The 18,821-nt window shown below is 72.6% G+C and carries 18 protein-coding genes; 8 read left to right on the top strand and 10 right to left on the bottom strand.

The window, feature by feature from the left end:
• Positions 1-74 precede the first annotated feature (74 nt).
• On the bottom strand, positions 75-752 hold the full coding sequence (locus QA634_RS12685) for a phosphoribosylanthranilate isomerase (RefSeq protein ID WP_012332365.1): 678 nt from the start codon (positions 750-752) through the stop codon (positions 75-77).
• 181 nt (positions 753-933) lie between these two features.
• Between QA634_RS12685 and QA634_RS12680 the strand changes: the two genes are divergently transcribed.
• Together QA634_RS12680 and QA634_RS12675 are read left to right on the top strand one after the other, a co-directional pair.
• Positions 934-1,392, top strand: coding sequence for an Hsp20 family protein (locus QA634_RS12680; protein WP_043701142.1), 459 nt, complete (start codon positions 934-936; stop codon positions 1,390-1,392).
• Between the two features lie 66 nt (positions 1,393-1,458).
• Positions 1,459-1,755 carry a hypothetical protein gene (locus QA634_RS12675; protein WP_012332363.1) on the top strand — a complete coding sequence of 99 codons (297 nt, stop codon included), beginning with the start codon at positions 1,459-1,461 and terminating at the stop codon, positions 1,753-1,755.
• Between the two features lie 39 nt (positions 1,756-1,794).
• Here QA634_RS12675 and QA634_RS12670 read toward each other — a convergent pair whose 3' ends face one another.
• From QA634_RS12670 to sppA, 4 genes are all read right to left on the bottom strand, one after another.
• A complete protein-coding gene (locus tag QA634_RS12670) occupies positions 1,795-2,742 on the bottom strand; it encodes an ornithine cyclodeaminase family protein (protein WP_012332362.1) in 948 nt (315 codons plus the stop codon).
• Between the two features lie 13 nt (positions 2,743-2,755).
• The gene (locus QA634_RS12665) at positions 2,756-3,094 is read right to left on the bottom strand and encodes a LapA family protein (RefSeq protein ID WP_012332361.1); all 339 of its coding nucleotides are present in this window, start codon (positions 3,092-3,094) and stop codon (positions 2,756-2,758) included.
• A 42-nt stretch (positions 3,095-3,136) separates the two neighbouring features.
• Positions 3,137-3,457, bottom strand: a complete 321-nt coding sequence (gene ihfB, locus QA634_RS12660) for an integration host factor subunit beta (RefSeq protein ID WP_012332360.1) — start codon at positions 3,455-3,457, stop codon at positions 3,137-3,139.
• 71 nt (positions 3,458-3,528) lie between these two features.
• Positions 3,529-4,494, bottom strand: a complete 966-nt coding sequence (gene sppA / locus QA634_RS12655; protein ID WP_012332359.1) for a signal peptide peptidase SppA — start codon at positions 4,492-4,494, stop codon at positions 3,529-3,531.
• 756 nt (positions 4,495-5,250) lie between these two features.
• Between sppA and uvrA the strand changes: the two genes are divergently transcribed.
• From uvrA to trmFO, 5 genes are all read left to right on the top strand, one after another.
• Positions 5,251-8,163 carry an excinuclease ABC subunit UvrA gene (uvrA, locus tag QA634_RS12650; protein WP_012332358.1) on the top strand — a complete coding sequence of 971 codons (2,913 nt, stop codon included), beginning with the start codon at positions 5,251-5,253 and terminating at the stop codon, positions 8,161-8,163.
• 532 nt (positions 8,164-8,695) lie between these two features.
• Positions 8,696-9,664, top strand: a complete 969-nt coding sequence (locus tag QA634_RS12645; protein WP_012332357.1) for a transporter — start codon at positions 8,696-8,698, stop codon at positions 9,662-9,664.
• 234 nt (positions 9,665-9,898) lie between these two features.
• Positions 9,899-10,870, top strand: a complete 972-nt coding sequence (locus tag QA634_RS12640) for a S1C family serine protease (RefSeq protein WP_012332356.1) — start codon at positions 9,899-9,901, stop codon at positions 10,868-10,870.
• 257 nt (positions 10,871-11,127) lie between these two features.
• Positions 11,128-11,280: a DUF1127 domain-containing protein gene (locus tag QA634_RS12635; protein WP_083784665.1), complete on the top strand. Its 153-nt coding sequence runs from the start codon at positions 11,128-11,130 to the stop codon at positions 11,278-11,280.
• A gap of 134 nt (positions 11,281-11,414) precedes the next feature.
• Positions 11,415-12,836: a methylenetetrahydrofolate--tRNA-(uracil(54)-C(5))-methyltransferase (FADH(2)-oxidizing) TrmFO gene (gene trmFO / locus QA634_RS12630; RefSeq protein ID WP_012332354.1), complete on the top strand. Its 1,422-nt coding sequence runs from the start codon at positions 11,415-11,417 to the stop codon at positions 12,834-12,836.
• 140 nt (positions 12,837-12,976) lie between these two features.
• Here the strand turns inward: trmFO and QA634_RS12625 are convergent, their stop codons facing one another.
• The 5 genes from QA634_RS12625 to yajC form a co-directional block, all read right to left on the bottom strand.
• The gene (locus QA634_RS12625; RefSeq protein ID WP_012332353.1) at positions 12,977-13,846 is read right to left on the bottom strand and encodes a phytoene/squalene synthase family protein; all 870 of its coding nucleotides are present in this window, start codon (positions 13,844-13,846) and stop codon (positions 12,977-12,979) included.
• 2 nt (positions 13,847-13,848) lie between these two features.
• The gene (locus tag QA634_RS12620; protein WP_012332352.1) at positions 13,849-14,238 is read right to left on the bottom strand and encodes an Mth938-like domain-containing protein; all 390 of its coding nucleotides are present in this window, start codon (positions 14,236-14,238) and stop codon (positions 13,849-13,851) included.
• A complete protein-coding gene (gene secF / locus QA634_RS12615) occupies positions 14,235-15,185 on the bottom strand; it encodes a protein translocase subunit SecF (protein ID WP_012332351.1) in 951 nt (316 codons plus the stop codon). The genes QA634_RS12620 and secF overlap by 4 nt, the downstream gene beginning before the upstream one ends.
• A 106-nt stretch (positions 15,186-15,291) precedes the next feature.
• Complete coding sequence (gene secD, locus QA634_RS12610; protein WP_012332350.1) at positions 15,292-16,896, bottom strand: protein translocase subunit SecD; 1,605 nt, start codon at positions 16,894-16,896, stop codon at positions 15,292-15,294.
• 49 nt (positions 16,897-16,945) lie between these two features.
• Positions 16,946-17,281 (bottom strand): preprotein translocase subunit YajC, encoded by a 336-nt coding sequence (gene yajC / locus QA634_RS12605; RefSeq protein ID WP_012332349.1) that lies wholly within the window; start codon positions 17,279-17,281, stop codon positions 16,946-16,948.
• A gap of 346 nt (positions 17,282-17,627) precedes the next feature.
• Between yajC and QA634_RS12600 the strand changes: the two genes are divergently transcribed.
• Positions 17,628-18,728: a PAS domain-containing protein gene (locus QA634_RS12600; RefSeq protein WP_012332348.1), complete on the top strand. Its 1,101-nt coding sequence runs from the start codon at positions 17,628-17,630 to the stop codon at positions 18,726-18,728.
• The last annotated feature ends 93 nt before the right edge of the window (positions 18,729-18,821 follow it).

The raw sequence follows: 18,821 nt of genomic DNA, 5'->3' as shown, positions 1-18,821 counted from the left end.
GTGCGCGCGAACCCGCGCGGCAGCCTTAGGACCAATCCGGCCGGAGGGCAAATTCCCGTGCTGCCGCCACGCCTTCAGTTCTTCGCGAGCGGCCCCCCGGCGGCCCGCGCGGCCGCCACGAAGGCCCGGATCAACTCCGGATCCTTGCGGCCGGGGCCGCGCTCGACGCCCGAGGACACGTCGACCGCCCGCGCCCCCGTCACCGCCAGGGCCTCGCCGACGTTCTGCGGCGTCAGGCCGCCCGAGAGCATGAAGCCCGGCGCGAGGCCCGCCCGCCCGATCAGCGTCCAGTCAAAGGCGTGGCCGTTGCCCCCCGGCAGGGCCGCGCCCAGCGCCGGCTTCGCGTCGAGCAGGATCCGGTCCGCCGCCCCCGCGTAGGCCGACACGGGCGCGAGGTCGTCCAGGGTCGCGACCCCGAGGGCCTTCATCACCGGCCGGCCGCTCCGGGTCCGGATGGCGGCGCTGCGCTCCGGGCTCTCGCGGCCGTGGAGCTGGATCCAGTCAGGATCGAGGGCCGCCGTCACCGCGTCGAGGAGCGCGTCGTCGGGATCGACGAGGAGCACCACGCGCTCCGCCCTCCCCCGCGCCCGCGCCGCCAGGGCCGCGCCGGCCGCGAGGTCGACGTGGCGCGGGCTCCGCGGGAAATGCACGAGGCCGATCAGGTCCGCCCCGGCCGCGAGCGCCGCCTCGAGCGTCTCGGGCGTGCTGAGGCCGCAGATCTTGACGCGGACGGGGGCGGTGGAGGCGCTCATGCGGCTTCTATAGCGCAAGGCCCGGGAAGCCGGTACCGGGTCGTCGCGGATCGGGGCCCGCGCGGAACTTCGGCGGGCGCGACGCGTTACGCGCGTGCGAGGCCCGTCGAGGCTCGCAGCCGCCGCCGGGCGCATGGCCCGCGGCCCTTGGACTCACGTTGCTCATGCCGAGGATGTGATGATGAGGAATGCCGATCTCTCCCCCCTCTCCCGCCTTACGGTCGGGTTCGACCGCCTGTTCGACCTGATGGAGCAGGCCGGCCGCGTCGAGCCGATGAGCGGCTGGCCCCCCTACGACATCGAGAAGCTGGCCGAGGACCGCTACCGCATCACCATGGCGGTGGCCGGGTTCGGCGCCGACGAGATCACCCTGACGCAGTCCGGCCCCGCGCTCCTGGTCAGCGGCCAGCGGGCCGGCTCCGAGGAGGGCCGCGACTTCCTCCACCGGGGGATCGCCGGCCGCAGCTTCCGTCACAGCTTCAGCCTCGCCGACCACGTCACCGTCACGGGCGCCCGCCTGGAACACGGCCTCCTGGCCATCGACCTCGTGCGCGAGGTGCCCGAGACGCTGAAGCCGCGCCGGGTGCCGATCGGGACGGCCGCGCAGGCCCCGGCCGCCCCCCGCGCCGAGGCCGCGTGATGCGGGGCCGCGTGATGCGGGTCCTGGCCGGGCGCGGTCCCGGCCGCCACCGCCGGGAGAGACGCGATGCAGCCTGACCTCGTCCCCATCGAATCCGCGGCGCCGCTGCCCGGTGCCGACCCCGAGGCGATCGTCGCGGCGCCCGGTCTCAGCCTCGCCGAGAAGCGCGCGATCCTGGCGGAGTGGGCCTCCGACGCCCACGCGGTCGAGTCGGATCCCGCCCTGCGCCGGCCGCCCGGATGCGCCGCCCCGGTGTCGATCGACGCGATCCTCGCCGCCCTGCACCGCCTCGACCGCCCGGGCGCTCCCCCACGCCCAGGCGCTCCCGCGCGCCGGGGCGGATCCGGACGGCGGCTGCACTGACGTCCCGCCGGACGCCGGAGCACCCGGCGACCGGCGCCGTCAGGCGGCGCCCGCGCCGGTCCAGCGCCAGACCGCCACCGCCGCGGCGAGGTCCTCGACCGCAGAGCCCACCGACTTGAACGCCGTGACGGCGTCGGGCGAAGCGCGCCCGGGCGCGCTGCCGCGGCAGAGATCCGCGAGGCTGCCCCGCACGGCCCCGGGCGCGATCGCCCCGGAGGCCAGCGCCGCCGCCACGTCCCCGCCCTTGCTGAGGGCGTCCGCGGTGTCGACGTAGATCTCGGCCCGGCGCAGCGCCTCGTCGTCCACCTCGCGCATGCGCGGCGTGAAGGCGCCGACCAGATCCAGATGGGTGCCGGGCGACAGCCACGCCCCACGCACCAGCGGCGCCTCCGAGAGGGTGGCGCAGGAGATGAGGTCGGCCGCCCGCGCCGCCGCCTCCAGATCCTCGACGGCGCGCGCCGGCAGCCCCTCGGCGGCGAGGTCCGCCGCGAGGCGCAGGGCCGGCTCGGGACGGCGGTTCCAGACCGCCACGTCGCGGATCGGGCGCACGGCCGCGTGCGCGCGGACCAGGAAGGGGGCGAGCGCCCCGGCTCCCACCATGAGCAGCCGGGCGGCGTCCGGGCGGGCGAGGTGGCGGGCGGCGAGGGCCGAGGCGCCGGCCGTGCGCCACAGGGTCAGGCGCGGCGCGTCGATCGCCGCCAGGGTGAGCCCCGTCGCGCGCTCGCTCAGCAGCAGCCCGCCCTGGATGGTGGCGAGGCCGCGGGCGGCGTTGTCCGGGTGCAGCGTCAGCACCTTCACGGCGATGTGCCGGTCGTCCCAGGCCGGCATCAGCAGCAGGGTCGCGGGCTCCGCGCCCCGCGCCCCCGCCAGGCCGTGGAGGTGGCGCGGCGGCGCCGCCGCGTCCGACCGGAACGCCTCCTCCAGCGCAGCGACGATGCGGGCGGGCGTGAGGGCCGCGTCGATGTCGGCCGCGGAGATCAGCCGCATGGCCGCCGCGCGCTCAGGCGCGGGACGCGGGCGCCGGCAGGGCGGCGGGGCGCTCGGCGGCGCGGCGCAGCCGCTCGGCCTCCTGGCGCAGGCGCTCGACCTCGCGGCCCTTCGCGCGCCGGTCGCGCCGGACCTTGCCCTCGCCGAGCCACGCCCCGCAGCCGCCGATCAGGATGCCGAGGGCGACCGCCGCGAAGACCAGGGCGTAGAGGGGCACCGTCAGGCTGAAGGCCGGCGTCTCCGGCGAGAAGGGATCGAAGGACAGCGTCACGGCCTGCCGGTTCGCCACCGCGAGCAGCACGACCACGACGGCAACGGGAAGCAGGAGCAGGCCCTTGAGGAAGCGGATCATCGGTCAGCCCGGGTTGGAGGAGGGGCGCAACGGAACATCAGGTCAGGACACTTCCGCCGGTTCGCGCGTCTCCGCGCCGATCCCGGCGGCGTTCAGGCGCAGCCGCATCTCCTTGCCGGTCTTGAAGACCGGGATCGCCTTCTCGGCGACGGCCACCGCCGCGCCGGTGCGCGGGTTGCGGCCCCGCCGCGCCTCGCGGCGCTTGACCGAGAAGGCGCCGAAGCCGCGCAGCTCCACCCGGTCGCCGCGGGCCAGCGCGTCGGCGATCGTGTCGAGGATCGCGTTGACGATGCTCTCGACGTCCCTCTGATAGAGGTGCGGGTTCTGCTCGGCGATCTTGAGGACGAGCTCGGACTTGATCATCGGGAATAGGGCCTCGCGCGCATCTCGACGTGGCACCCCGCCCCACCGGGCCGGGGCGGACCAGCGGGGTGTCAGGGCGTCGGCGCCGCGCCGGGCCGCCACACGGCGAGCAAGCCCCCCTGGGCCAGGGCGGCGGCCTCCCCGGAGGTCCGCCGCAGCCCCGCCGCCACGTCCTCCAGGCCCAGGAGCGAGGCAGCGGAGAGCAGGTCGAAGCTGCGGTCGCTGCGCGGCTTCCAATCGCGGATCGGCAGGTCCTTCGTCACGTGCCGCTCGCGCTCGAGCCAGGCGACCGCCTGCTTCTCGTTGCCGGTCTCGTCCACGAGCTTGAGCGCCACGCCCTGGCGGCCGCTGAACACCCGGCCGTCCGACACGGCGGCGAGCTCGGCCTCGGACATCCTGCGCCGCTCGGCGACGAGGTTCTTGAACCACGCGTAGGTGTCGCCCACGATCGCCTGCAGCGCCGCCCGCGCCTCTGGCGAGGTCGGGTGGAAGCCGCTCGGCTCCGCCTTGAGGGGCGAGGACTTCACCTCCTCGACCCGCACCCCGACCTTGTCGAGGAGGCCCGAGAGGTCGGGGTACTGGAACAGCACGCCGATCGAGCCGACGAGCGAGGTCTCCCGCGCCACGATGTGATCGGCGGCGAGCGCCGTGATGTAGGCGCCCGAGGCCGCCGTCCCGTCCACGAAGGCCACGACCGGCTTCTTCTCGGCGAGCTGGCGCAGGTTGCGGAAGAGCTCCTCGGAGCCCGTCGTGGTGCCGCCCGGCGAGTTGATCGACACGATCACCCCCGACACCGCGGAGGAATCGCCCACGCGCTTCATCAGGTCGCGGGTCTTGTCGCTGCCGGCGATGAAGCCGTCGACGGTGATTCGGGCGATCTGCGGGGTGATGGCCGGGAAGGGGCCGCGGCTCCCGGCGGCCCGCAGGCCGATCGCCCCCACGGCGACGATCAGGGCTCCGATGCCGACCACGCGCCAGAACGAGAGCTTCCGGCGCAAGGCGCGTCGGTCGAGGAGGAGTTCGGCATCGATGGCCATGCGGCGCCCGTTTCCTTCGTCACACACTCGCGAGGCGCGGTCCCGACCGGCGGCCCGGGTGCCGGGCCCCGTCCGGTACCCGACTCCTCGGGCCAAGTCCTTGGTGGGCCTCGCTCCGCGGCGCAGTTCTACCCCCGCCCGTCGCGCAGCGGCAAGAGCGGGAGCGACGGGAAATCGGGGCGGCGCCCGAATTCCGGGCGCGTCCGCGCCGGCCGGCGGGACGCGGCGCCGGGATCGGGTCGGACGTCGCGCCGCAGGGCGCATGCGCGGTTGGAATGCGCATCGGGCGCGCGCCGCCGAGGATCCCCCTCGCGAGGCGCGCGGGCCGTGTGCGGTGGGCGGCCGCGACGGCGGGCGCATGCACGGCAAGGTTGCAGCAACCTCCGGACGGAACGCGCGGCCGTGGCGCGCGCTCACCGTCGCTCCGCTGTATAGGAGAGGTATAGGTCCGCCCTGAGGCCGCCCTGCCATAGCAATCAGCCGGGTCCGGCGCGCGCCCGCGCTGTTGTGCCGGCTGACTCCACGCTTCGACGACCGTCGTGCGGGGCGGATGGTCGGATGCTGCCGGTGCGCGGGTCGCGCCCGCGCAGCAACCGTGCCGAGTCGCGCGGCCCGGTTGCTGTTGTACGTATTTTGTTCTAGCACGCGGGTTGGCGGGCGGCGCATCCGCTCCCATCTTCGCCGACGAACGGCCGGTCCGGACCCTGCCGGCGCCGGTCCGACGCTCCCCTTCCCGGCTGCGCTGCGAGCCTCCGCATGGCTTCTCTCGACACGTTTTTCGACCGTGCGGCGGAGGGCCGCGTCATCGCGGTGCGCGGCGCCCGCGAGCACAACCTCAAGAACGTCGACCTCGTCATCCCGCGCGACAAGCTCGTCGTCTTCACCGGGCTGTCGGGCTCGGGCAAGTCCTCGCTCGCCTTCGACACCATCTACGCCGAGGGGCAGCGCCGCTACGTCGAGTCGCTCTCGGCCTATGCCCGCCAGTTCCTGGAGATGATGGCCAAGCCCGACGTCGACCAGATCGACGGCCTGTCGCCCGCCATCTCGATCGAGCAGAAGACGACCTCGAAGAACCCGCGCTCGACGGTCGGCACCGTGACGGAGATCTACGACTACATGCGCCTGCTGTGGGCGCGGGCCGGGATCCCCTACTCGCCCGCGACCGGGCTGCCGATCGAGAGCCAGACCGTGTCGCAGATGGTCGACCGGGTGCTGGCCCTGCCGGAGAAGACCCGCGCCTACCTGCTGGCGCCGGTGGTGCGCGGGCGCAAGGGCGAGTACCGCAAGGAGATCGCCGAGTTCCAGCAGAAGGGCTTCCAGCGCCTGCGCGTCGACGGCGAATACTACCCGATCGACGACGTGCCCCGGCTCGACAAGAAGCTCAAGCACGACATCGACGTGGTGGTCGACCGGATCGTGGTGCGGCCCGACATGGCCGCCCGCCTGGCCGATTCCTTCGAGACGGCGCTCGATCTCGCGGACGGGATCGCGGTGATCGAACTCGCCGACGCGCCCGAGGGCGGCGCGCCGGAGCGGATCGTGTTCTCGTCGCGCTTCGCCTGCCCGGTCTCCGGCTTCACCATCCCGGAGATCGAGCCGCGGCTGTTCTCGTTCAACAACCCGTTCGGCGCCTGCCCGACCTGCGGCGGCATCGGCCACGAGATGCGCATCGACCCGATCTTGGTCATCGCCGACGAGGCGCTGAGCCTGGAGCGCGGCGCCATCGCGCCCTGGGCGAAGTCGACCTCGCCCTATTACGGCCAGACCCTGGAGGCCCTCGCCCGCCATTACCGGTTCCGCACCGACGTGCCCTGGGCGAAGCTGACGGAGGCGGCGCGGCAGGTCGTGCTGTTCGGCTCCGACGGGGACCCGATCCGCTTCTCCTACAACGACGGGCTGCGCGCCTACGACGTGATGAAGCCCTTCGAGGGCGTGGTGCCCAACCTGGAGCGGCGCTACCGGGAGACCGAGAGCGATCAGGCCCGCGAGGACATCGCCCGCTTCATGGCCGAGACGCCGTGCCAGGCCTGCGGCGGCAAGCGTCTGAAGCCCGAGGCCCTGGCCGTGAAGGTGGCGATGCGCGACATCGCCGAGGTGGCGCGGCTCTCGGTGCGCGACGCCCACGGCTGGTTCACGGACCTCCCGGCGCAGCTCACCCCGAAGCAGAACGAGATCGCCGCGCGCATCCTCAAGGAGATCCGCGACCGGCTCACCTTCCTGGTCGATGTCGGGCTCGAATACCTGACGCTCGCCCGCGGCTCGGGCTCGCTGTCGGGCGGCGAGAGCCAGCGCATCCGCCTCGCCTCGCAGATCGGCTCGGGCCTCACGGGCGTGCTCTACGTGCTCGACGAGCCCTCGATCGGCCTGCACCAGCGCGACAACGAGCGCCTGCTCGGCACCCTGAAGCGCCTGCGCGACCTCGGCAATTCGGTGATCGTGGTCGAGCACGACGAGGACGCGATCCTGCAGGCCGACTACGTCGTCGATGTCGGGCCGGGGGCCGGCATCCATGGCGGGCAGATCGTCGCCAAGGGCACGCCCCAGCAGCTCCTCGCCGACCCGAATTCGCTCACCGCCAAGTACCTGACGGGGGAGCTCGCGGTGCGGATGCCGGCGGCCCGGCGCAAGATCCGCAAGGACCGCATGCTGCGCCTCGTCGGCGCGCGCGGCAACAACCTCAAGGACGTGACGGCGGAGTTTCCCCTCGGCACCTTCACCTGCGTGACGGGCGTGTCGGGGGGCGGCAAGTCCACCCTCGTCATCGACACGCTCTACAAGGCGGTGGCGCGCAAGCTCAACGGCGCGGTCGAGCATCCGGCGCCCTTCGAGCGGATCGAGAGCCTCGAATTCCTCGACAAGGTCATCGACATCGACCAGTCGCCGATCGGCCGCACGCCGCGCTCCAACCCGGCGACCTATATCGGCGCCTTCACGCCGATCCGCGACTGGTTCGCCGGCCTGCCCGAGGCCAAGGCCCGCGGCTACCAGCCGGGGCGGTTCTCGTTCAACGTCAAGGGCGGGCGCTGCGAGGCCTGCTCGGGCGACGGCGTCATCAAGATCGAGATGCACTTCCTGCCGGACGTCTACGTGACCTGCGACGTCTGCAAGGGCAAGCGCTACGATCGCGAGACCCTGGAGGTGAAGTACCGCGAGCGCTCGATCGCGGACGTCCTCGACATGACCGTCGAGGAGGCGGCGGAGCTGTTCAAGGCCGTGCCGGCGATCCGCGACAAGCTCGAGACCCTGGCCCGGGTCGGGCTGGGCTACGTCCATGTCGGCCAGCAGGCGACCACCCTCTCGGGCGGCGAGGCGCAGCGCGTGAAGCTCTCGAAGGAGCTCTCCAAGCGCGCCACCGGCCGCACGCTCTACATCCTCGACGAGCCGACCACCGGCCTGCATTTCCACGACGTCGCCAAGCTCATGGAGGTGCTCCACGAGCTCGTGGACCAGGGCAACACGGTCGTGGTCATCGAGCACAACCTGGAGGTGATCAAGACCGCCGACTGGGTGATCGACATGGGCCCGGAGGGCGGCGACGGCGGCGGCACGATCGTGGCCCAGGGCACGCCGGAGGCGATCGCGCGGGCGAAGGCCAGCCATACCGGCCGCTTCCTGCGCGAGGTGCTGGCGCGGCGCCCCGCCCGGCCGGGCAAGCAGGCGGCGGAATAGGGGCGGCCCGCCCGAAGGGAGCGCGGAAGCCGCGAGCGCGGAGCTCGGGAGGCGGCGCGGGCCCGCGCGCGGATGCGTGCGGCCGTGCGGCCCGGTGTGGCACATCTGCCGAGCCCGGGCCGGCGCGGGGCCGCGTCCGCGCGGCCCGGGTCGCTCCGGGCCGGCCGCGCACGCCCGGGGCCGCGAAAACGACCGCAAATGCCCGCGACTTCGACCAAAGGACAGGCCGCGTCAGCCGCAAGCCGGGCTTTCTCGATCAATTGGGTTTGCGGCGCTGCTAGTCGATGCACGCCCCGCCTGTGACCGAATTGCGACTTTTGCGCAACGGTTCGAGCGCAACTGCCTTCAGGCCGGGCATTCCGCTGGCGTTCCGAGCGTGGCTGTACAAAAATCAAATCGTTCAGACTGTGTCGGGGCTGGAAGGGGCGCTCGAGACGGCGACGGCCGAAGCCTGTAGCAAAAGCAGGCGGTGTCCTTGTCAGTCGAGAGAAGAGCTAAGGGCCAGCCTGCACCGGCGGGAAGGAAACTTTAGATGGTCAAGCAATGGCTCGCCGCGGGGGCGGCTGCTCTCTCTCTGGGCTTCACGGCGACGGGCGCGTTCGCACAGACGACGACGGTGCCGGGTGAGCAGGTGGGTCTGGCGGTCGGTGCTCCGCTGCCGGAAGGTGTCTACGCGATCAACACGTTCCTGTACCGCCAAACGCCCGACAACGGCCCCGGCGCGCTGCCGGTCGACGTCGGTGTCAACATCCCGGTCCTGGTCTGGTCGACCCCGGTCGTCCTCGGCGGCGGCCGCGTCGAACTCGCCCTCGCCCCGCCGACCGTCTTCGCCTTCGGCAAGAACGGTGGTCCGGCCGGCATCCGCGACCTGTCGATCAACGTCGGCACGTTCATCGGCGCGATCTGGGCCTTCGACCTCGGCAACAACTTCGGCGTCAGCTTGCTCGGTGGTACCTACCTGAACGAGCTGAACGGCGACCGCGGCGTGCTCGTCACCAATGCCGGCACCTTCGCGGGTGCGCCGGTTCTCGGCCAGCTCGCCTCGAACACCTACCGGTTCGGCATCGCGGGCAGCTACACCGGCGACGGCTGGAACCTGACCGCCAACCTGACGGCAAACATCTACGACTCGCCGGCCAAGTTCCCGGGCCTCGCCGGCCCGACCCGCGGCCCGTTCATCATCTCCGACTCGCTGAACCTCGACCTCACGGCGACGAAGAAGTTCGGCAAGTTCGAGATCGGTGCGATCGGCTACGGCACCTACAACTTCGACACGCGGGCGGTCAGCCTCGCGGCCGGCAACCGGGGCCGCTTCGCCCTCGGCGGCCTCGTCGGCTACGATTTCGGCTTCGCCACGGCGCAGGTCTACGTCGCCCGCGACGTCGTGACGGACGTGCCGCGCGCCGAGAACACCGAGGTGTGGGGCCGCATCATCGTGCCGCTCTACACGGCGGCCGCGGCTCCGGCGCCCGCCCCGGCGCCGATCATCCGCAAGTACTGATCCGGCGGCCGGCGCCCGGCGCCGGCTCACCCTCTCGCGACCGCCCGGCCCCGTGCCGGGCGGTTTCGTTTTGCCGGTACCTCGCGCCGGGTGTTTCGTGTCGCCGGCGCCTCGCGCCGGGTGTTTCGTTTCGCCGGCGCCTCGCGCCGGCCGGCTCGGGTGTTGCTTTGCGGGCCGCGACCTATTTCGGCTGGACGGCGGGCCGACCACGCGCGCCGGTGAGGAGGTGGCGGAATGGCGCCGTCCGGCGACTGGAAAATTCCCCTCGCGGCGCAGCCGCGGCCGGCCGATTACGCGTTCGACCTCGACCGGGCGCTCGCCGCGGTGCTGTCGCTCTCGGCCCGCGTGCCGGAGGGCGCCTTCACGGCCGACGCGCTCGGCACGGAGCGGGCCGGCAACGGCGTGCTGATCGGGGCGGACGGCCTCGTCCTCACCATCGGCTACCTCATCACCGAGGCCGAATCGGTCTGGCTGACGACGCAGGACGGCCGCAGCGTGCCGGGCCACGTGGTCGGCTTCGACGCGGTCACGGGCTTCGGCCTGGTTCAGGCGCTCGGCCGCCTCGACTGCCCCGTCCTGCCGCTCGGCCGCTCGGCCGCGCTGCAGGTCGGCCAGGGCGCGATCTTCGCCGGGACGGGCGGGCGGTCCCGCGCGGTGGCCGCCAAGGTCGTGGCCCGCCAGAGCTTCGCGGGCTACTGGGAATACGTCCTGGACGACGCGATCTTCACGGCACCCTCCCACCCCCACTGGGGCGGGGCCGGGCTGATCGGCCCGAACGGCGACCTCCTCGGCATCGGCTCGCTGCAATTGCAGCAGGGCGGCAGCGAGGCGCGGGCCCTCAACATGGCGGTGCCGATCGACCTGCTCACGCCGATCCTCGACGACCTGACCAGCCGGGGCCGGGTGGCGCGCCCGCCGCGCCCCTGGCTCGGCCTCTACGCCACCGAGATCGACGACGAGGTCGTCGTGATGGGCCTCGCCAAGAGCGGGCCCGCCGCCGCGGCCGACCTGCGCTCCGGCGACACCGTCCTGGACGTGGCGGGCGCGCCCGTGCCGGATCTCGGCGGCTTCTTCCGCCAGGTCTGGGCCCTCGGCGAGGCCGGGGTGGCGGTGCCGCTCACCGTCCGGCGCGACGGCCGCACCCTCGCCGTCACCGTGCAGTCGGCCGACCGCGAGCGCTTCCTGCTCGCGCCCCGCTTCCACTGAGGGCGATCCGGCTCCCCTGATCTTTGCCTGCCCTTCGCACGTGCAGCATGGCGTGGCCGCGGCCGCACGGCTGCCTGTTCTGCGCGCAGCGCAGAGGGTTGACGATTTCCTACTCTGCGCATTCCGAGGGTGCATGCCTGACCTACGGTCCCGCGACTCCTCAGGCGGGGCCGCTTCCCCATATGGTGCGTTGCAACAGAATTAGGCGCCGATGCCGCCACGGGCGGCAGGAGCTGCCCACCAAGGGGTCAACCACCATGTTCGTGTCCGTCATCCTCAGCAAGATCCGCGCGTACCTGCGCTACCGCGAGACCGTCGTCGAACTGTCCCGCCTGACCGACCGCGAGCTCGACGATCTCGGCATCAGCCGCTCGGACATCGTCGGCATCGCGCGCACGCACGCGGCCTGATCGCCTCGCAGCTCCGACACCGACGCGCCTTCGGCCGTCCCGCGCCCGCCCCTCCGGCGGGCGTTCGCATGTCTGCCCTGCCCCGCCGGCGGTGCCGCGTTGATTCGGGACCGGCGGATCCGATATGCCGGGGCATGTCCGGATCCTCCCCCATCCACGTCGTCGGCGGCGGCCTCGCCGGCTCCGAAGCCGCCTGGCAGATCGCCGAGGCCGGCCTCCCGGTCGTGCTGCACGAGATGCGGCCCCTGCGGGCGACCGAGGCGCACCGCACGGACGGCCTCGCCGAACTCGTCTGCTCCAACTCCTTCCGCTCCGACGACGCGGCGCTGAACGCGGTCGGGCTGCTGCACCAGGAGATGCGCCGCCTGGGCTCGCTGATCATGCGGGCCGGGGACGCGAACCAGGTGCCGGCCGGGGGCGCGCTGGCGGTCGACCGCGAGGGCTTCTCCCGGGCGGTGACGCGGGCGCTCGAAGCCCATCCGCTGGTCACGATCGCCCGCGAGGAGATCGACGGGCTCCCGCCCGCCTCCTGGGACAGCGTGATCGTGGCGACCGGCCCGCTCACGGCGCCCGGCCTCGCCGAGGCGATCCGCGGCCTGACCGGTGCCGAGTCCCTCGCCTTCTTCGACGCGATCGCGCCGATCGTGCACCGCGAGTCGATCGACATGGGCGTGGCGTGGTTCCAGTCGCGCTACGACAAGGCCGGGCCGGGCGGCACGGGCGCCGACTACATCAACTGCCCGATGGACCGGGCGCAGTACGAGGCCTTCGTGGCGGCCCTGCGCGCGGGCGAGACCACCTCCTTCAAGGAGTGGGAGGCCTCGACGCCCTATTTCGACGGCTGCCTGCCGGTCGAGGTGATGGCCGAGCGCGGGCCCGAGACCCTGCGCCACGGGCCGATGAAGCCCTTCGGCCTGACCAACCCGCACAATCCGACCGTGAAGGCCTACGCCATCGTGCAGCTGCGCCAGGACAACGCGCTCGGCACGCTCTACAACATGGTCGGGTTCCAGACGAAGCTGCGCCACGCCGAGCAGGTGCGGATCTTCCGCACCATCCCGGGCCTGGAGAGGGCCGAGTTCGCCCGGCTCGGCGGCCTGCACCGCAACACCTACCTCGATTCGCCGCGGCTCCTCGACGCGACGCTGCGCCTGAAGGCCGCGCCGCGCCTGCGCTTCGCCGGCCAGATCACCGGCTGCGAGGGCTACGTCGAGAGCGCGGCGGTGGGGCTGATGGCGGGCCGCTACGCCGCGGCCGAGCGCCGGGGCCGCGCCCTCGCCCCCCTGCCCCCGACGACGGCGCTCGGCGCCCTGATCGCCCACATCACGGGCGGGCACGTCAGCGCCGAGGAGGTCGGGGCGCCGCGCTCGTTCCAGCCGATGAACGTCAATTTCGGCCTCTTCCCGCCCCTCGACCACGCCCCGAAGGCGCCGGACGGCCGCCGCCTGCGCGGGCCCGAGAAGGCGCAGGCCAAGAAGCGCGCGCTGACCGACCGGGCCCGGGCCGACCTCGCCGCGTGGCTCGGCGAGCCGGGCCTGCCCGCCGCGGCGGAATAGGGGCCGGGTCCGGGCCGGGGCCGATCGGCGGCGTCCCATACCGGATCCGATCGATCCCTTCGGGGTGGCGGATGAGAGCTTCGCTCAGGCGCCGCGCGGGCGCGTGATCCGGGATCCGCCTCGATCAACCGGATCCCGTCTCAGGCCCCGGCGCGCGCCGCCCGCCACAGGCGGAGCACCCGCCGCCAGCGGGGAATCTCGATCACGCTGCGCAGGGGCTCGTAGCCGGGCCGCTCCATGGCGCGCAGGTAGGGCTCGACCAGGGCGACCGGCAGCAGGGCCGGCGCGCCGGCGGCCGCGAGGTCGCCGCGCTCCTTGGCGCAGGCGGCGACGTGGCGCCGGGCGAGGGCGCGCAGATCCGCGCAGGCGCCCTTCAGGCCCGGGCCGCCGCGGCCCGCCACGATGTCCTCGCGGGTGACGCCGTGGCGGGCGAGGATGTCGGCCGGGAGATAGACCTGGCCGCGCCTCGCGTGCCAGGGCAGCGCGCGCAGCAGCCCCGCCACCGCGTAGGCGACGCCGGCGTGGCCGGCCGCCGCGGCCCCGCCCGGCTCGCCGCCATCCGCCAGCACGATGCTGGCGAGCCGGAACAGGCTGGAGGCGGTCTCGCCGCAATAGCCTTCGAGGTCGTGGGTCGAGGGCATCGGGTCGTCGTAGAGGTCGAAGACGCGGGCATCGACCAGCGCCACCAGCGGCTGGCGCGGCAGGCGGTGGCGCACCAGCGTGTCGTCGAGGGCGGCGGCGACCGGGTGGGCGCGCACGTCGCCGCGCGCCTCGCCCTGGAGCGCGTCGCGCCACCATTGCAGGCGCAGTTCGCCCGGCATCGGGTTCGACACCGCGTCGCGCACGCGGGCGACCTCCAGGTTGAAGGCGTGGAGCGCGAAGAGGTGCGGCCGCTTCCCCGCCGGGGCGAACAGGGCGGCGAAGTAGCGGTCGGGGTCGCCCTCGCGCACCAGCGCCTCGCAATGGGCGTAGGCCCAGTCCAGGCCGTTCCTGGCCGTCTCGGCGCCCATCCTCACGCCACCGCGATCAGGGCCGCCGCGACCTTGCGGTTCTCCGCCGCCAGGATGTTGTAGGTGCGCGCGGCCGCCCCGGTCTGCATCACGTCGAGGCCGATCCCGGCCTCCCGCAGGCGCCGGCGCAGGGCGTCCGGCAGGAACGCGATCTCGCGCCCGGTGCCGATCAGCAGGAGATCGACCTCGCCGGAGGCCGCCAGGACGGGGGCGAGGCTCGCCGCGTCGATGCCGGCCGCCTCCGTCACCGCCCAGGCGTGGATGCCCGAGGGCAGGGCCAGGATCGAGCCGCGATGCGACATCTCGGCGAAGCGGAACCCCCCCGCCCCGTAGGCGTCGATCAGGTGGCGCCCGGGGACGAAGCCTTCGTGCAGGCGGCCCTCCCCGCTCATTCGGCCGCCTGCGGCAGGGCCGCGGGGTCGCGCCCGGTCGCCCGGATCCCGCCGCCGGCCTGCAGGCCGATATAGATCAGGAACGGCGACGAGATGAAGATCGCCGAGTAGGTGCAGATCACCACGCCGATCAACATCACGACCGAGAATCCCTTGATCGCCTCGCCGCCGAACAGCACCAGGGCGACCAGCGACAGGGCGGTCGAGGTCGCGGTCATCACCGTGCGCGACATGGTCGAGTTGATCGAGCGGTTGAGCAGTTCCTCGGTCGGCATGGTCTTGTAGCGCCGCATCAGCTCGCGGGTGCGATCGAACACCACTACGGTCTCGTTCAGCGAGTAGCCCACGATGGTGAGGATGGCGGCGATCGAGGTCATGTTGAACTCGATCCGGGAGATCACGAAGACGCCGACGGTGAGCACGATGTCGTGGAGCGTGCCGACAATGGCGCCCAGCGCCAGTTCCCGCTCGAACCGGAACCAGAGGTAGAGCAGCACCGCCACGACCGACAGGACGACGCCGATCGTGCCCGACTGCACGAGCTCGCCCGACACGCGGGGCCCGACGGTCTCGACGCGGTCGAAGGCGTAGTCCCTGTCGAAGGCCTCGTGGGCCTTCTGCATCACCAGGGTCTGCCCGGTCTCGCCGCCGGCCTGGAGCGGGAAGCGGATCGAGATCGCGCCCTGATTGCCGAATTCCTGCACCTCGGTCTCGCCGAAGCCGAAGCCGTTGGCGGTGTGGCGCACCGAGGCCACGTCCGATTGGCCGGCCTTCGGGCGCAGCTCGATCAGGGTGCCGCCCTTGAAGTCGATGCCGAAATTGAGCCCGATGATCAGGAACAGCACCAGCGTCCCCACCGACATCAGCGCCGAGAGCGGGAAGCTGAAGCGCCGCAGGCGCATGAAGTCGAAGTGGGATTCGTCGGGCCAGAGGCGGAGGAGGCGCATCGCGGGTCTCGAAAGGTCGGGCGCTGCCGGGACGGTCGACCGTCCCGCCGGGACGCGGAGCGGTCCCGGAGGAGCGCCGCCGCGGGGGCGGCGCGGATTTCGGCGGTCAGATCGGCAGCACCTTCGGCCGGAAGCGGTGATACCAGACGGCGATCATCATCCGGGTCAGGGTGACCGCGGTGATCACGGTGGTGAGGATGCCGAGGATGAACACCACCGCGAAGCCGCGGACCGGTCCCGACCCCATGAAGAACAGGATGATGGCGGCGATCGCCATGGTCGAGTTCGAATCGACGATGGTGGCGAAGGCGCGGTCGAAGCCCGCCTGCAGGGCGGAGGGGATCGAGCGACCGGCCCGCACCTCCTCGCGCACGCGCTCGTAGATGAGCACGTTCGAGTCGACGGCGGTGCCGATGGTGAGCACGATGCCGGCGATGCCCGGCAGCGTCATGGTCGCCTCCAGCACCGACATCAGGCCCAGGATGAGGCCGACATGGACCATCAGGGCGATGTTGGCGAAGAGACCGAAGACGCCGTAGCAGGCGAACATCATGGTCACGACCAGGACCGTGGCCGCGATGGTGGCGAGCTTGCCGGCCTCGATCGAGTCGCGGCCGAGGCCCGGCCCGACGGTGCGGCGCTCGATGATGTTGAGCTTGGCCGGCAGGGCACCGGCGCGCAGCAGGACCGAGAGGTCGTTGGCCTGCTGCACCGTGAAGCGGCCCGAGATCTGGCCCTGCCCGCCGGTGATCGGCTGCAGGATGCGGGGCGCCGACACCACCTCGTTGTCGAGGACGATCGCCATCGGGCGGCCGACATTCTCGCTCGTCGCCTGGCCGAAGCGCTGGGCGCCGCGCAGGTTGAACTTGAAGTTGACGATCGGCTCGTTGGTCTTCTGGTCGAAGCCCGGCTGCGCGTCGGTCAGGTCGGCGCCGTCGGCCATCACGCGGCGCTCGACCGGCACCTTCTGGCCGTTGGAATCGCGGGAGGGCAGCAGGTCGACGTCGCCGGCCGCGCTGTCGGCGAGCATGCGGAATTCGAGCTTGGCGGTCTTGCCGAGCTGCTCCTCCAGGCGCTGGGGATCCTGCAGGCCCGGCACCTGGACGAGGATGCGGTCGGCCCCTTGCTGCTGGATCGAGGGTTCCGTCGTGCCGCCGAGGTCGACGCGGCGGCGCACCACCTCGATCGCCTGCTGGACCGCCCGGCGCACCCGGGCGTTGGTGCCCGCCTCCGTGAAGGTGAGCTGGATCGTGCCGTTCGGCTCGTCGCGCACCTCGAGGGTGCGGGCGCCGGTCTGGCCGAGCACCGCGTCCGTCACCGGCTGCGACAGGGCCTGCAGCTTCGGCAGGGCCTTGGCGCGGGCCGCCGGATCGCTGACGCGCAGCTGCACGCCCCGCGGCGTGATCTGGACGCCGCCATCCGCCTGCACCCCCTCCTCGCGCAGGGCCCGGCGCACGTCGTCGCGCAGCTGCTGGGCCATGGTGCGCGTGAGGTCGGGCCGGTCCACCTCCAGCACGATCTGCGAGCCGCCCTGGAGGTCGAGGCCGAGCACGATCGCCCGCGTCGGCACGAGGGCGGTGAGCCAGGACGGCGCCGAGGCGACGAACGCCTTGCGCTGCTCGGGGCTGAAGAAGCTCGGGATGGCGAGGGCGAGGCCGACGATGATCACCGCCAGCGTCCCGACGAGCTTCGAGGAGGAAAAACGGAGCATCGCGCGATTCCAAAACCCTGCCTGTGGTGGCCGTGCCGCCGCCGCCGCCTCAGGCGGCCTTGACCGGCTCGCCCTTGGCCCGGACCTCCGCGATCATCGTGCGGACCACCTTGACGCGCACGCCCTCGGCGATCTCCACCTCGATCTCGCTCGCCTCGTCGGCGACTTTCGCGACCCGCCCGACGATGCCGCCCGTGGTCACGATGGTGTCACCGCGCCGGACGTTCTTCACCATGTCCTGATGCTCGCGCGCGCGCTTCTGCTGCGGGCGCAGGATCAGGAAGTACATGATCACGAAGATGAGAACGAAGGGGACGACCTGCAAGATGACGTCCGTGCCACCGGCGGCGGCACCGGTTCCCTGCGCGAAGGCGGGCGTGATCACGTGGAGGTCTCCCGATCCAAGACGAAAGCGGCCGCGCGGTTGCCCGCCGGCCTGGCAAAAGCGCGCGGACTATAGCCAGGGGCGACCCGAACGCAATGGCGCTGCCCGACCCCGCGGCGGCGTCGCGCACCGGCCGGCCGGACCCTCGCACCGCACCGTCTCGGTCCTTGCGGCAATTGACCATAGGAAAATTCTCAGTTATACTTAGTTGAACAATATTTCACATGGTCAGATCGACGCGATGCAATATGGTTCCAAAGGCTACAACCGAGGATAGCTGTTCGCGGGGCCGACTTCACCGCGCACGGAACTCTGGCGGGCCGTGGGCGGGGCGGACGGCACTGCGATGCCTCCCCGAGCCGCGCCGCGCGGCATCGTCGTCGCCTATCCTCTCACCGTGCATTCCCCGAAGGCATCAGGTCCCATAGACGCGACCTTCACCCCTTTCACGTCGGACGACTTCCTGCAGCTGATCGAGCGGTGGGGCTTGCTGGGACGCTGGAGCTGGCGCTTCCGCGGCAACGAGCACTACTGGTCGCCGGCGATGTACCAGATCCTCGGCCTGGACCGGACGGAGCGCCGGCCGAGCTACGACCTGCTCTACAACCTCGTGGACCCGGCCGACCGGGCGGCCATGGCGAGCCCGGCCGAGGTCGTCTTCCTCACCTACCTCGCCGACCAGCAGGTGCGGGTGATCCGGCCGGACCGGTCCGTGCGGGTGCTGCTCACCCGCGGCCAGATCTATTGCGGCGTGGACGGCCGCCCGTCGGGGGCCGCCGGCATCGTCATCGACGTGACCGAGCAGGAGATGATGCGGCGGGCGCGCCTGGAGGACCATCGCCGCCGCATGGTCCTGTTCGAGGAGAGGTCGATCTGGACGCATTTCTCGGTCTACACCCGCACCCGCCGGGTCGCCTCGCAGCAGCTGCTGGCGCTCACCGGCGTCACCCAGGACGAATTCGCGGACGATTGGACCTGCACGCTGATCCCGGAGGAGCGCGACCGCCTGCGCGACGCGGTGCGGGCCCGGATCTCCGAGGCGAAGCCCTTCTCGGTGGAGACCCATTTCCGGCTCGCCCGGGGCGGGGTGCAGCATTTCAACGGCTGGTTCGTGCCGGTCTGGCGCGAGGACCGGACCCTCGACGGCTGGGCCACCCTCACGCACCCGGCCGAGTGCGGCCCGCCGCGGGCCACCGGCCGGCTGCGGGAGGCCCTGGAGGACGGCATCGAGGGGCGCCACCTGCGCGCCGCGCGGGCGCTCCTCGACTGGTCGATGACCGACCTCGCCCGGACGAGCGGCCTGTCGCTCTCCACCATTCGGCGGCTGGAGGAGGAGACGTGCAGCCACGGCGCGCGCAGCCTGCACCGCGCGCTGGCGGCCCTGCGGGCGGCCGGAATCGTGTTCACCCGGCTCGACGCGGCCATCGCGGTCTCCAAGCGCGACTGACGAAAGCGCGACTGACGGAAAGCGCGACTGACGGAGCCGGGGCGCGGCCGCCGGTTGGGGGCTTTAGCGGACCGGGCGGTTCTGCTAGCTCGC

Source organism: Methylobacterium sp. CB376 (assembly GCF_029714205.1).
Classification (GTDB): domain Bacteria; phylum Pseudomonadota; class Alphaproteobacteria; order Rhizobiales; family Beijerinckiaceae; genus Methylobacterium.
The sequence above is the reverse complement of the archived record's forward strand: the minus strand, read 5'-3'. Positions and strand labels throughout refer to the sequence as shown.

Coding starts and splice junctions, on each gene's coding strand:
- QA634_RS12685 (WP_012332365.1), bottom strand. CDS start 752: ATGAGCGCCTCCACCGCCCCCGTCCGCGTCAAGATCTGCGGCCTCAGC.
- QA634_RS12680 (WP_043701142.1), top strand. CDS start 934: ATGAGGAATGCCGATCTCTCCCCCCTCTCCCGCCTTACGGTCGGGTTC.
- QA634_RS12675 (WP_012332363.1), top strand. CDS start 1,459: ATGCAGCCTGACCTCGTCCCCATCGAATCCGCGGCGCCGCTGCCCGGT.
- QA634_RS12670 (WP_012332362.1), bottom strand. CDS start 2,742: ATGCGGCTGATCTCCGCGGCCGACATCGACGCGGCCCTCACGCCCGCC.
- QA634_RS12665 (WP_012332361.1), bottom strand. CDS start 3,094: ATGATCCGCTTCCTCAAGGGCCTGCTCCTGCTTCCCGTTGCCGTCGTG.
- ihfB (WP_012332360.1), bottom strand. CDS start 3,457: ATGATCAAGTCCGAGCTCGTCCTCAAGATCGCCGAGCAGAACCCGCAC.
- sppA (WP_012332359.1), bottom strand. CDS start 4,494: ATGGCCATCGATGCCGAACTCCTCCTCGACCGACGCGCCTTGCGCCGG.
- uvrA (WP_012332358.1), top strand. CDS start 5,251: ATGGCTTCTCTCGACACGTTTTTCGACCGTGCGGCGGAGGGCCGCGTC.
- QA634_RS12645 (WP_012332357.1), top strand. CDS start 8,696: ATGGTCAAGCAATGGCTCGCCGCGGGGGCGGCTGCTCTCTCTCTGGGC.
- QA634_RS12640 (WP_012332356.1), top strand. CDS start 9,899: ATGGCGCCGTCCGGCGACTGGAAAATTCCCCTCGCGGCGCAGCCGCGG.
- QA634_RS12635 (WP_083784665.1), top strand. CDS start 11,128: ATGTTCGTGTCCGTCATCCTCAGCAAGATCCGCGCGTACCTGCGCTAC.
- trmFO (WP_012332354.1), top strand. CDS start 11,415: ATGTCCGGATCCTCCCCCATCCACGTCGTCGGCGGCGGCCTCGCCGGC.
- QA634_RS12625 (WP_012332353.1), bottom strand. CDS start 13,846: ATGGGCGCCGAGACGGCCAGGAACGGCCTGGACTGGGCCTACGCCCAT.
- QA634_RS12620 (WP_012332352.1), bottom strand. CDS start 14,238: ATGAGCGGGGAGGGCCGCCTGCACGAAGGCTTCGTCCCCGGGCGCCAC.
- secF (WP_012332351.1), bottom strand. CDS start 15,185: ATGCGCCTCCTCCGCCTCTGGCCCGACGAATCCCACTTCGACTTCATG.
- secD (WP_012332350.1), bottom strand. CDS start 16,896: ATGCTCCGTTTTTCCTCCTCGAAGCTCGTCGGGACGCTGGCGGTGATC.
- QA634_RS12600 (WP_012332348.1), top strand. CDS start 17,628: ATGCCTCCCCGAGCCGCGCCGCGCGGCATCGTCGTCGCCTATCCTCTC.